The following is a 12,872-nucleotide window of genomic DNA, read 5'->3' as shown; positions in this document are numbered from 1 at the left end:
GACGCAGACGAAATACTACCCAAAGCGCGGCGGCGGCGCGCGGCCGCCTGCGGCTGATCAGCGCACGCGCCACCAGCCCGGCAGCAGGCCGCGCACCTTGGCGCGCCGGTAGCGGTCGTCGATCAGGTGCACCGTGCCCACGTCGTCTTCGGTGCGTATCACCCGGCCGGCCGCCTGCACCACCTTCTGCATGCCCGGATACAGATAGGTGTAGTCGTAGCCGTTCTCCTCGCCGTAGCGCCGGTCCATGGCGCGCTTGATGTGCTCGTTGACGGCGTTGACCTGCGGCAGCCCCAGCGTGGCGATGAAGGCGCCGATCAGGCGCCTGCCCGGCAGGTCCACCCCTTCCGAGAATGCGCCGCCCAGCACGGCGAAGCCCACGCCCCGCCCCTCCTCGGAAAAACGCGCGAGGAACGCGGCGCGCCCGGCCTCGTCCATGCCCGGCGTCTGCGCCCATATCGGCACGTCCGGATGGCGTTCCCGCATCAGGTCCGAGACGCGGCGCAGGTAGTCGAAGCTGCTGAGAAAGCCCAGGTAGTTGCCCGGCCGCTCGGCGTACTGGCGCGCGATCAGGTCGGCGATCGGCGCCAGCGAACGCTCGCGGTCGCGAAAGCGCGTGGACACGTCGCCCACCACCCGCACCTCCAGTTGCCGGGCCTGGAACGGCGCGGCCACGTCGATCCAGGCGGCCGCCGGCGGCAGGCCCAGCGTGTCGCGGTAGAACTGCTGCGGGCTGAGCGTGCCCGAGAACAGCACCGTGGCATGCGCCGCCGCATAGCGCCCGGCCAGGTACGGCGCCGGGATCACGTTGCGCACGCACAGCGTGGAGCGCGGCGTCCTGGCGCCGGCCGCGCCGCCCGCGTCCAGGGTGGCGTCGAACAGCGCATGCGGGCCGAACTGCTCGGCCAGGCGCATGAAATGCAGGGCCTCGAAGTAGAACGCCAGCACCGGATCGTCCTGCGCCAGCGGATGCTCGCCCATGTGGTCGGTGATCGCGGCCACCGCCTTCTGCACCGCCGCCAGCACCCCGGCCGGCGCTTCGTCATAGGCCTGGTAGGCCTCGGCCTGCTTTTTGTTCAGGGCGTTCCAGGAACGGTTCAGGCCGTCCAGCGCTTTCTTCAGCGGCTTGGGCGCGGCCTGGCGCGCGCCCGCCAGCATGCCCTGGTCGAGCTCGCCCGTGTACATGCGGCGCGCCCGTTCCACCAGGTTGTGCGCCTCGTCCACCAGCACCGCCACCTTCCACTGGTTGGCCTGGGTCAGCGCATGCAGCATGGCGGTGGCGTCGTAGTAGTAGTTGTAGTCGCCCACCACCACGTCGGCCCAGCGCGCCATTTCCTGCGACAGGTAGTACGGGCAGATCTCGTGTTCGGCGGCCGTGGCGCGCAGCGCCGCGGCGTCCATGCGCGCGTGCGCCAGCGCGGCCTGGCGGGCGCCCGGCAGCCGGTCGTAGAAGCCCCGGGCCAGCGGGCAGGATTCGCCGTGGCAGTCCTTGTCCGGATGCACACAGGCCTTGTCGCGCGCCTGCATGTCCAGCACCCGCAGGCGCGGCGCGGCCGGCTGCGCGTTGACGGCTTCCAGCGCCTCCAGCGCCAGGCCGCGGCCCGGCCCCTTGGCGGCCAGGAAGAAGACCTTGTCCAGCCCCGCGCCCGGGCAGGCCTTGAGCACGGGAAAGATCGTGCCCAGCGTCTTGCCGATGCCGGTGGGCGCCTGCGCCATCAGGCAGCCGCCGTCGCGCGCCGTGCGGTACGCGGCCACGGCCAGCTCGCGCTGGCCGCTGCGAAACGCGCCATACGGAAACGCCAGCGCTTCCAGCGCCGCGTCGCGCGCGCGGCGGTGCGCCTGTTCGGCCGCGGCCCAGGCCAGGTAACGGCCGCAGTAGTCGTGAAAGTACGCCTGCAGCGCCGCCGCGTCCTGGGTTTCCACCAGCACGGTTTCTTCCTCGGTGGCCAGGTTGAAATACACCAGCGCCACGCGCAGCTGCGCCAGCCCGCGGGCCTGGCACAGCAGGTGCCCGTAGACCCGCGCCTGCGCCCAATGCGCCGCGCGATGGTTGTCGCGCACGCTCTCGAAGCGGCCGCGATAGGTCTTGATCTCTTCGAGCTGGTTGGCCGCCGGATCGTAGCCGTCGGCGCGGCCGCGCACCAGCAGGTCCTGGTACTCGCCGGACAGCGCCACCTCGGTTTCGTAGTTCGGCCCGCGCCGCCCGGCCACCGCGGCGTGCCCGGCCATGCCCTCCAGGCCGCTGGGCGCAGGCGTGAAACGCGAATCCAGGTCGCCGGCGCGGGCCGTGAACTCGCAAAGCGTGCGCACCGCGACCGCGTGCTTCATGGCGCGTCCTCTTGCCAGCTCACGTGGCAGACGCTGACCGGCATGCCGTGCGCCACGCAATACTCCAGCCAGCGGACCTGGTTGTCCTGCAGCTTGTCGCCCGGCCCCTTGACCTCGATGAGTTCGTAGCGGCGCTCGCCGGGCCAGAAGCGGATCAGGTCCGGCAGGCCCGAGCGGTTAGCCTTGACGTCGCGCAGCAGCCGCGTGAAGTACAGCTTCAGGTGCGCCGCCGGCAGGCAGTCCAGCGCCAGCGCCAGCAGCGGCTCGGACAGCGCCCCCCAGAACACGAACGGCGACTGCACGCCGCGCTTTTCGGCGTAGCGCGCCAGGATCGTGTCGCGGTAGTCCGGCGTGTCCAGCTGCGCCAGGCATTGCGCGAAGCGCGCCTCGCGGCGCTGGTGGAAGTCCGGCGCGTCCAGGTCCGCCGGCCCGCGCTGGAACGGATGGAAAAACGCCCCCGGCACGGGCGCGAACACCGCCGGCCAGCACAGCAGGCCGAACAGCGAATTGATGAGCACGTTCTCGACGTAATGCACCGGCGCGTCGTCGCGGTGCAGGTGATCGCGCGCGACGAACTCGACCGGCATGGGCTGGCCGGGGCGCGGCAGCGACAGGTCGCGCCGCGCCACCGCGGGCGCGCGGCGTCTTGCGGCCGCGGCCTGCCCGGCGCCGCGCAGCAGGCGCGGCATCATGCGCGCCAGCCGCTGGCTTTCTTCTTCGCTTTCGGGTTCGGCCTGCGCGCGCGCCGCCAGCGCCAGGGCCTCGTCGAAGCGCGCCATGCGCTCGTATACGCGGATGCGGCGGTGACGCGCGCCGGGATAGGCGCACAGCGCATACACGCGCTGCGCCGCGTCCCAGTCCTGCGCGCGCTCGCAGGCCTGGCCGATGCGCAGCAGCAGCTTGCCGCGCCGCTTTTCCAGCCAGGGGTTATCGCTGGCGCAGGCGTCGATGGCCGGCAGCAGCGCATCGAGTTGCGCGCCCGTTTCGAGCGCCTGGCGGCACGCGTGCAGCGCCAGGTAGCGGTCGATGTCGGCGCGCGCCTGGAACGCGCGCGAGTCCGCGTCGAACGCCACGGTTTCGTACTGGAACACGCCCAGGTCGGCCAGCACGAACTCCGACCAGTCCTGATGCAGATTGCCGAAGAACATGAGGCGCAGGCGTTCGCAGAGATCGGCCGCCATCACCCGCCAGACCGGCTCGGCGGCGCGCGGATGCCAGGCGGCATAAGGCTGCGCCGGCGGATGCAGCGGCCGCAGCGCCTCCAGCAGCTCGGCCTTGCGGGCGCCGGCCTTCACCGGCGCGCCGCGGAATATCGCGGCCAGTTCGCCCTTGGTATGCAGGCCGAAGAGCTCGTCCAGCGTCATGGGCGCCGCGGCGTCCAGCCAGCCCAGCGCCGCCAGCGGCGCGGCGGCCGCCAGCGTGCCGGGGATTTCTTCGTAGCTCAGGCGGGTGGCCCGGAACCACGGGCCGCGCCGCATCAGCATGCGCACCATGAGCGCCCGCGACGCCTGCGGCAGGGCCTGGAAATCCGCCAGGAAGCGCCGCTCGGCGTCGTCCAGCAGGTCGCCGTAGCGCTCGGCGATCCACGCCAGGGCGCGCTCGAAATTGTGCAGGTAGTAATAGCGGTGCGGAGGAAACATCGGCGCGGCCGGATGACTGGATATTTATCCAGCAATCATAGCAGGACGGCCGGCAAGCGCGAGGCTTGCCGGCCGTCCCCGGGCAGACGCCGCGATACCTCAGCGCGCCGGCTGCGGCTGGGCGCCGACTTCCTTGCGCACCTTGGCCACGTCGGCGGCGCTGACCGCGCCGGCCTTGTTGCCCCAGCTGGAGCGCACGAAGGTCACCACGTCGGCGATCTCCTTGTCGGTCATGCGCCAGTCGAAGCCCGGCATCGCGTACGCGGTCGGCGCGGTGGCCGTCGCCGGCATCTGCGCGCCCTTGAGCACGATGTGGATCAGCGACGCGGGGTCGGCTGAATTCACCGTGGAGCTGAGCGCCAGCTGCGGGAACGTTTCCGCATAGCCCTTGCCGGTGCTGCGGTGGCAGGCCGCGCAGTTGTTGAGGAAGGCCATGGCGCCGTCGCCCTTGTCCTTGCCGGCGCGCAGCGCCTGCGCCACGGAATCGTCATAGGCCAGCGGCTTGGCGTCGTCCTTGTTCACCGGCGGCAGGCTCTTCAGGTACACGGCGATGGCGTTGACGTCGGCGTCGGACAGGTGCTGCGTGCTGTCGCCGACCACCTGGGCCATGCCGCCGAAGGCCGCCGAATGCCCGTTGCGCCCGGACTTCAGGAAGGCCGCGATGTCTTCCTTGGTCCAGCCGCCCAGGCCGTCGGCCATATCGCCGCGCAGGTTCTTGGCCAGCCAGCCCTCGACCACGCCGCCCGACAGGAACACCGAGCCGTCGGCCTCGGTCAGCGCCTTCTCCTGCAGCGCGAAGCCGCGCGGCGTATGGCAGGTGCTGCAATGGCCCAGGCCCTCGACCAGGTATTGCCCGCGCAGCAGCGCCTCGCGGTCGGCGCCCTTGAGGTCGCTTGCGGCGGGTCCGCTGACCGCGTCCGGCGCGAACATCCAGCGCCACACGCCGAGCGGCCAGCGCATGGACAGCGGCCAGGTGATGTCGGTGTCCTTGTTGGCCTGCTTCACCGGCTCGACGCCGTGCATGAAGTAGGCATACAAGGCCTTCACGTCGTCGGGCGTGACCTTGGCGTAGGCCGTGTACGGCATGGCCGGATACAGCGAATGCCCGTCCTTGGCCACGCCGTGGCGCACCGCCCGGTCGAAGTCCTCGTAGCTGTACTCGCCGATGCCGGTTTCCTTGTCCGGCGTGATGTTGGTGGAGTAAATCGTGCCCAGCGGCGACTCGATGCCCAGTCCGCCCGCGAACGGCTTGCCGCCCTTGGCGGTATGGCAGGCGATGCAGTCGCCGGCGCGCGACAGGTACTCGCCCTGCTTGACCAGCTGCGCGTCGGCCGCGGCCGGCGTGCCATCTGCCGCCCAGGCGGAGCCGGCGGCCAGGACGGAGAGCGCGGCGACAATGGTGTGCTTGATCATTGTTCCGTCTCCTTACGCCTGGACCAGCGGGCCGGGGTTCTTCAGGTACTGGTCGCGGATCGCCTGCGCGGACCAGAAGGCCAGCGCCCCGACCAGGCCCGTCGGGTTGTAGCCCATGTTCTGCGGGAACACGCAGGCCCCCATCACGAACACATTGGGCACGTCCCAGCTCTGCAGGTACTTGTTGACCACGCTTTCCCTGGGATTGGAGCCCATGATGGCCCCGCCCGTGTTGTGCGTGCTCTGGTAGACCCGCGTGTCGTAGCGCGCGCCCTTCTTGCGCACGCCCACGAAGTACTTCTCGGGCTTCATGGCCTTGGCCACTTCCTCCATGCGCTTGCCCATGTAGCCCAGCATCTCGAACTCGTTGTCGTGCCAGTCGAAGGTCATGCGCAGCAGCGGCTGGCCGTTGCTGTCCTTGTAGGTCGGGTCCAGCGACAGGTAGGCGTCGCGGTACGACATCACCGAGCCCGAGATGCCGATGCTCAGGTGGCGCTGGTAGGCGTCCTGCACGCCCGCCTTCCAGGCCGTGCCCCAGCTGGGCGTGCCCGGCGCGGTGGGCGTCTGCTTGATGGGACGCCCGCCATAGCGCACGTGGCGGATGCTGGCCCCGCCCAGAAAGCCCAGCGGGCCGTGGTCGAACTGGTCGCCATTGAGGTCGTCCATGCTGACGCCGCCGGCGCCCGTGCCCACGAACGGATTGAGCTGCGTGCCCTTGGGCAGCAGCATGCTGACCGCGCCGTTCATCTGGTAGGCGTAGTTCTTGCCGACCACGCCTTCGTTGGTCTTGGGATCGTAGGGCTTGCCGATGCCCGAAAGCAGCAGCAGGCGCACGTTGTGCATCTGGTAGGCCGACAGGATCACCAGGTCGGCCGGCTGCTCCACCTCGCGGCCCTGCGCGTCGATGTAGGTCACGCCGACCGCCTTCTTGCCGCTGGCGTCCAGGTTCACCTTGATCACCTGCGACTGCGTGCGCAGTTCGAAGTTGGGCTTCTTCAGCAGCACCGGCAGGATGGTGGTCTGCGGCGAGGCCTTGGAATACATGTAGCAGCCGTAGTTCTCGCAGAAGCCGCAGAAATTACAGGGGCCCAGGCGCACGCCGTACGGATTGGTGTACGGGCCGGACGCGTTGGCCGCGGGCGCCGGATACGGGTTGAAGCCCACCTCGCGCGCGGCCTTCTCGAACAGCTGCGCGCCGTAGGTGGTGGTCAGGGGCGGCAGCGGATATTCCTTGCTGCGCTTGCCTTCCAGCGGGTTGCCGCCCTCCACGACCTTGCCGTTCAGGTTGCCGGCCTTGCCCGAGGTGCCGCACACGTACTCGAACTTGGTGAAGTACGGCTCCAGTTCGTCGTAGGTGACGCCGAAGTCCTGGATGGTCATGCCTTCGGGAATGAAGTCCTTGCCGTAGCGCGTCTCGTAGCGGGTGCGCAGCTCCAGCTCTTCGGGCAGCACGCGGTAGTGCATGCCGTTCCAGTGAAAGCCCGCCCCGCCCACGCCGTTGCCCAGCAGGAACGAGCCGTTCTGGCGGTACGGCACCGCCACGTCGTCCACGCCGTGGCGGATGGTCACGGTTTCCTTGGACAGATCCTGGAACAGCTTGCCGCGCACGGAATACGCCAGCTCGTCGATCACCTTGGGGTACTCGGCGTCCTTGGGCGTGTCCTGCATGCCGCCGCGCTCCAGCGCCAGCACGTGCAGGCCGGCCTCGGTCAGCTCCTGGCCCATGATCGCGCCGGTCCAGCCGAACCCGACCAGCACCGCATCGACTTTGTCTTTCTTGATCGCCATGGCTCAGCCCCTCTCCCCGGAAATCGAAACCGGACCGTAGGGGTACTTCACGTTGGGCTGGTCCGCCCAGTCCATGTAGTCGGCGCGCGCGCCCGGAAAGCCCACCATCTTCCAGCCCACCATGTTCTTGTTGCCGCCGTACATCGGATCGGCGAAGAAGCCTTCCTTGGTGTTGGCCAGCAGGAAATTGAAGAAGGTCCTGGACGGCACGGTCTCGAATTCGATCTTGCCGGCCTGCAGGTCCTTCAGGATCTGCTCCTGCAGCGGCTTGTCCAGCTCCGCGTAGACCTTGCCGTGCGTCTTCGTGCACCAGGCGTCGCAGGCCTCGATGCCGTTGCGGTAGACCTGGCGGGGATTCTGGTTGATCTGGTAGCCCAGCTCGGGCACCACGTCGGGGTGGAACGGCCCCTGCATGTACCAGAGCTTGCCGTGGCCGAACGGCGTTTCCATCTGGCGGTCGATGAACTCGGGCACGCCGGCTTCGATGGCGCCGGGGCCGTACTCGTCGGCGGGGATCAGGTGATCGACCGCGGCGACGATGAAGGCCCATTCGGCCTTGCTGAAGTAGGTGGGTTCATAAGGTTTGGCCGCAGGCGCCTTGGCGCTTTCCGACCCGTTGGTACAGCCGGTGGTCATTGCCCCCACCGCCAACGTCGACGCCGGCACGATGGCCAACGCCTGCAGGAACCGCCTGCGCGGCTTTGCGTCTTCTGTCATAAACATCTCCGTGATAACCCAAGCCGCCCTAGCCCTACAGAACATGAACCTGGAAACACGAACCGCCGAGCTAGAGACAACAAGCTCTACGCTTACAGAAAATCGACTCTTCCTGTGAAAGGGACACAAGAAAAGGTGCCGTCATTATGCGCTTTTCCCGCCAACTGATACGCTCGATTGACCGTATCAGTTTCATTTTCTCGGTGTGGAAATGTGTTTTGCATTAAGGACTATGTAAGAAGCCCGCATAAGCGGGCTTTTCTGACAACTCCTTGAACGATTTCGCGCAAATTCAGCGCTGGCGCAGCCTGGCCACGTCGCCGGGCGTCACGCTGGCCGGCCGCTTGCCGTACTCGACCCGCAGCCAGTTTCCGAGCGCGCTGATGTCCTCGTCGGACAGCGTGCGCGCGAACCCCGGCATGGCCTGCATGCGCTCCAGGCCGGGCAGCTCGTGCGCCGGCAGCCCGTCCAGTATCGAAACGAGCAGGTTGTGCGGATCGGCGTCGGTCACGCTGCTGTTGCCGACTAGGCCCGGCGCCACGTGCGGCACGCCCCGGCCATTGGCCGCATGGCAGCCGGCGCACAGGTTCAGGTAATGCGAGCGTCCCGACAGGTCCTGTTCCATCGGCCGCCCAGCCTCGGCCTGGGCGACGGCCGGCGGCGCCGCTTGCGGGCCGGAAGCGAACAGGTACGACACCGCGGCGTCGATATCCGATTCGCGCCATCGGCTGGTCGAGAGATTCACCGCTTCCAGCATTTCGCCCGACGCCACCGCCACCGCGCTGACGCCCGTGCGCAGGTAGCGCCTGAGTTCGTCCTCGGTCCAGCCGCGGGCCAGCAGGCCGGCGCGCGTGATGTCCGGGGCGGCGAAACGGGCCAGGGTGTTGTTGCCGGCCAGCGGCCGGCGCCGGTCCGTCTGCCCCAGCGCGCCGCGCGGGCTGTGGCACTCGGCGCAATGGCCCAGCGTATCGACCAGGTATTTGCCGCGCAGCAGCGCGGGCGCATTGTCCTGCCGCGCCTGCGCCTGCCCGTCGCCGGCGAACAGGAAGTTCCAGAAGTACAAGCCAAAGCGCAGGTTGAACGGGAACGAGAGCCCGTTCTCCCGATTGGGCTGCGCGACCGCCGGCACGTTCATCAGGTAGGCGTACATCGCATCGCTGTCCTGCCTGCTGATGCCGCGGTACGAGGTATACGGCATGGCGGGATACAGCAGATGCCCGTCGCGCGCCGTGCCGCGCGTCAGCGCCCGATGGAATTCCTCGGCCGTGTAGCGGCCGATGCCGTGGTCCGGGTCCGGCGTGATATTGGTGGAGTGAATCGCGCCGAACGGCGTCTGCAGCGGCCGTCCGCCGGCTAACGGCGCGCCGCCATGCGCGGTATGGCAGGCCGCGCAATCGGCGACGGTCTCCAGGTATCTGCCCAGCTCGATCTGCCCGGCGGCGGCATCGACGTGCTGCACCGGATCGGACTGGGCCAGCCATCGCCGGCCTTCCTGCACCGCGACCAGGGCGATGACTACGAGCGCGGCCGCGGCGGCGCCTGCCGCCAGCCAGCGTTTCGCGCCTTGCCGGCGCTTGCGGACGGTGTCATCGGCCATGGTCGCGCCTCACCAGTCCGGGGGTTTGCAGGACGACCTGCCTGACCGCTTCGAAATACCGCACGTAGCCGGTGCAGCGGCACAGGTGCGGGTCGAGCGCGGCCTCGACGGCCGCGTCGACCTCATGCTCGGCGATCGGCGTGCGCTTCAGCCTTTCCACCAGCACGGTGGCCGCGTTGACGAAGCCGGGCGTGCAATAGCCGCACTGAAAGCTGTAGCCATCGACGAAAGCCTGCTGCACCGGCGACAGTTCGACCACCACGCCGTCCGCGTCGCGCCGCGCATGGCCTTCGATGGTGCGCACCTTCCTGCCTTTGAAATAGTGCGCGCCGGTGATGCAGGTGCGGACCTCCTGCGGCCCGTCCTGGCCGTCGACGATCACGGTGCAGGCCCCGCACTCGCCCTGGCCGCAGCCGAACCGCGTGCCGGTGAGATTCAGGTACTCGTGCAGCACGTCTATCATCATCATGTCCTGCGGGACCTCATATGGCCCGTAGGTCTTGCCATTGACGTCCAGCGTCAGGGGCAGGGATACGATGGAATTTTTCATGTGGCGCTCCTGTTCCGGGCCTGTGCACCGGGCCCTGATTGCAGCGCGGCGAGAATCTTGTCCGCGCTGACCGGCAGTTCCCGGAACCGGTGGCCGGTGGCATGGGCGACGGCGTTGGCCAGCGCCGGCACGATGGGCATCATGGACAGTTCGCCTATGCCCTTGTAGGGATCGGAACCGGACAGGGGCTGCAGTATTTCGGCGGTCTGCGTCCATACCGCCACGTCGCGCGAGCGCGGCAGCTTGTAGCGGTTGAAGTTCCACGTACCGTTGCCCGGCCCGTCCTCGTACAGCGGCAGGTATTCGTGCAGCGCGTGGCCGATGCCCATGGCCGCCCCGCCCTGCAATTGCCCGGACACCAGCTCCGGCACCAGCTGGTTGCCGCATTCCAGCACCGCGTGATGGCGCAGGATCTCGACCTTGCCGCTAGCCTTCTCGACCGCGACTTCGGCCAGCACGCCCAGCACGCTGTTCAACAGGAATCCCGCGTTATTGCGCTGCACCGCCGGGTACGCCACCCGCGTGCGCGGAATGAAGCAATAGCCGCCGGCCGCCGGCCCGCCGCCGGCGCCCCGGCGCACGGCCAGGCCGTCGATCTGCCAGCGTTCGACGCCCGACGGCAGCGCGAAATCGGATTCCGTCCATTGCCCGCGGCTGAAGTCGTGGACCGCGACGCCGGTGACCAGGTTCAGTTCATAGGCCTTGCGCGCCAGCGTCTCCAGCGGCAGCGGCGTCATCCCGCCAGCCGTCAGCCGTCCGCCCACCCAGCGGGCCTCCTCCGGCCGCACCGCCGAGGACGCCCATTGGCCGCCGCCGATGCCCCGGCTCCAGATCGCGACCGCGGCGGGCCACAGGCCGTGCATGAACAGAAAACGGCTGGCCTCGATGGTGGCGTGGCTGAAGTAATACGAGGAGTTCGACGCCGACGAGGGCGAGGAAATATACGGCGTCCAGTACGGGTTCTGCGCCAGCAGGTCCTGCGCCGCCTGCGAGATGGTGCGCGGATTCTCGCTGGTCTGCATGGGCAGCTCGGGCCAACGTGTCTGGCCCCACTCCACCGCGTCGGCCGGGCGGCCCAGCCACTTGGCGCAGGCGTAGGCCTGGCTGGTGGTCGAGCCGGTGCCGATCTCCACCGCGACGTGGCGCAGCTCGATCCGCCCGTCCGGCGACAACGCGACGCCGGCGTATGCGGCGTCGGCCCCGTTGCCGTATTCGCGATAGGCGCAGGCGGCCCCCACGCCGTACAGCCGGCCCGGATGCTCGGCCTCGTAGGCCGATTTGCGCCGCTGCCGCTCCTGCCACAGCGGATGCGCGGCCATCCGGTGCAGCACTTCGGCGCCGCGCAGCTCGCCGCCGGGAATGGCGCCCTGCGTATTCTTCATGTTGGCGCGCAGCACGTTGGCCAGACGCAGCTCGATGGCGTCCAGCCCCAGTTCCTGCGCGACCTCGTCGACCAGCATTTCGGTCGCGCCTATGCTTTGCACCATGCCGACGCCGCGCACGGCGGCCGCATCCACCGCGCGCGACGCCTGCATCGTGCTCATCAGATCGCTGCGCGGAAAATAATAAAGAGACTGCGCGCCGACCAGCGTGGCGAAGCCCACGATGGGCGACCCGCTGCTGCGCCCGCCGCCATTGCCGACCAGCCTGGCCTGGAAAACCTGGAATTTCCCGCTGGCGCGATCCACCGCGATGCGGTAGCGGATCTGGAAACTGTGGCGCTTGGTGCCGGCCTGGAACTGCTCGTAGCGGTCGTTGGCCAGCCGCACGGGACGGCCGTCCGCGTACAGCGCCGCGATCATCGGCAGCAACTGGAACATGCTGGCTTCCTTGGCCCCGTAGCCCACGGTATGGCACGGCGTCAGCAGAATGCGCCGGATGTCGCGCCGGCTGGCGGCGAACATCCGGGCGGCATGCTGCAGGATCTCCTGCGGGGCCTGCGTCGCGACGATCACGTGCAGCGTGCCGTCCGCGCCTTCGTACCAGCAGTTGCCGTTATCGGTTTCCAACGGCGCGGGTTCGATGGACTGGGAGAAGTATTCCCGCTCCAGCACCAGCTGCCCCAGGCGGGGCTGTTCCAGCGCCTCGGCGATCTGCTGCGCGTGCGCCAGGCCGGCGGCGTCCAGCGCGTCGCTGCGCGCCCATTCTGGCGCCTGCTTGACGAAGCGCGCCGGGCGCAATGCCTTGTCCTTGAAGCTGGAGTAGACGTCATCGGCGAACGGGTCCTGCCCGCCCACGCGCACATAGCGCAGGCTGGCCCAGGGGTCGCGCACCAGCGGCTGCCCGCCGCCTTCGAAGCGGACCGCGCCCGGGCTGGATTTCAGTATCGTCTTGGCCGCCCTGAAGCGCGCGAAATCATGCCAGATCAGCATGGCCACGGCCTGCCCCAGATAGGCCGGCGTCGTGCCGGCGCGCAGCAAGAGCTCGCCATCGGCTATCGCGATGCCGTCGCGCTCCAGGTCTTGCGCGGTGACCACACGGTCGGGCTGCAGCCCGGCTTCCAGCATGCCCAGGTCGATCCCGGCATAGACGCCGTCGGCCCGCGTGGCGCGCAGCAGCATGGCATGGGATTGCGTGTCGGGCCATCCGGGCAGGTCGACGGCGCGCATATCGAACCCGAAGGTCTTCTCGCCCGTCACCTTGGCCAGCGCGTCGATGCGATGGCGCATCCTGCCTGCTTCCGCGTCCCATGCCGACAGCGGCGGGGGCTGCCGCACGGGCGCGGCGGCGAACGCCTGGGCGGGCCTGACCAAAGCGACCGCGATTCCGGAGACGACGCCGCTCCACAGGAAGTCGCGCCTGGTGAAACCATTGCTCATATTTTCGGCCTCTGTGCCAC

General features: G+C 68.9%; 8 protein-coding genes. All 8 read right to left on the bottom strand.

What is annotated here, in order from left to right; translation table 11 throughout:
* Positions 1–57: 57 nt before the first annotated feature.
* The 8 genes from AC1IQ6_RS12020 to AC1IQ6_RS11985 all read right to left on the bottom strand — a co-directional run bounded on the left by AC1IQ6_RS12020 (position 58) and on the right by AC1IQ6_RS11985 (position 12,852).
* Positions 58–2,328, bottom strand: coding sequence for an ATP-dependent DNA helicase (locus tag AC1IQ6_RS12020; RefSeq protein ID WP_485866399.1), 2,271 nt, complete (start codon positions 2,326–2,328; stop codon positions 58–60).
* Positions 2,325–3,968 (bottom strand): VRR-NUC domain-containing protein, encoded by a 1,644-nt coding sequence (locus AC1IQ6_RS12015; RefSeq protein ID WP_485866398.1) that lies wholly within the window; start codon positions 3,966–3,968, stop codon positions 2,325–2,327. The genes AC1IQ6_RS12020 and AC1IQ6_RS12015 overlap by 4 nt, the downstream gene beginning before the upstream one ends.
* A 99-nt stretch (positions 3,969–4,067) precedes the next feature.
* Complete coding sequence (locus AC1IQ6_RS12010) at positions 4,068–5,381, bottom strand: c-type cytochrome (RefSeq protein WP_485866397.1); 1,314 nt, start codon at positions 5,379–5,381, stop codon at positions 4,068–4,070.
* 12 nt (positions 5,382–5,393) lie between these two features.
* Positions 5,394–7,169 carry a GMC family oxidoreductase gene (locus AC1IQ6_RS12005; RefSeq protein WP_102775936.1) on the bottom strand — a complete coding sequence of 592 codons (1,776 nt, stop codon included), beginning with the start codon at positions 7,167–7,169 and terminating at the stop codon, positions 5,394–5,396.
* Between the two features lie 3 nt (positions 7,170–7,172).
* Positions 7,173–7,886: a gluconate 2-dehydrogenase subunit 3 family protein gene (locus tag AC1IQ6_RS12000; protein WP_111824917.1), complete on the bottom strand. Its 714-nt coding sequence runs from the start codon at positions 7,884–7,886 to the stop codon at positions 7,173–7,175.
* A 292-nt stretch (positions 7,887–8,178) separates the two neighbouring features.
* Positions 8,179–9,483: a cytochrome c gene (locus AC1IQ6_RS11995; protein WP_485866396.1), complete on the bottom strand. Its 1,305-nt coding sequence runs from the start codon at positions 9,481–9,483 to the stop codon at positions 8,179–8,181.
* Positions 9,473–10,033 (bottom strand): (2Fe-2S)-binding protein, encoded by a 561-nt coding sequence (locus AC1IQ6_RS11990; protein ID WP_485866395.1) that lies wholly within the window; start codon positions 10,031–10,033, stop codon positions 9,473–9,475. The genes AC1IQ6_RS11995 and AC1IQ6_RS11990 overlap by 11 nt, the downstream gene beginning before the upstream one ends.
* Entirely contained in the window at positions 10,030–12,852 is a 2,823-nt protein-coding gene (locus AC1IQ6_RS11985) for a xanthine dehydrogenase family protein molybdopterin-binding subunit (RefSeq protein ID WP_485866394.1), read from the bottom strand. Before AC1IQ6_RS11985 ends, AC1IQ6_RS11990 begins: the two co-directional genes overlap by 4 nt.
* Positions 12,853–12,872 lie beyond the last annotated feature (20 nt).

It is taken from the genome of Achromobacter sp. MUI-25009338, assembly GCF_057359325.1.
This window is presented reverse-complemented; position numbering and strand designations above follow the sequence as displayed.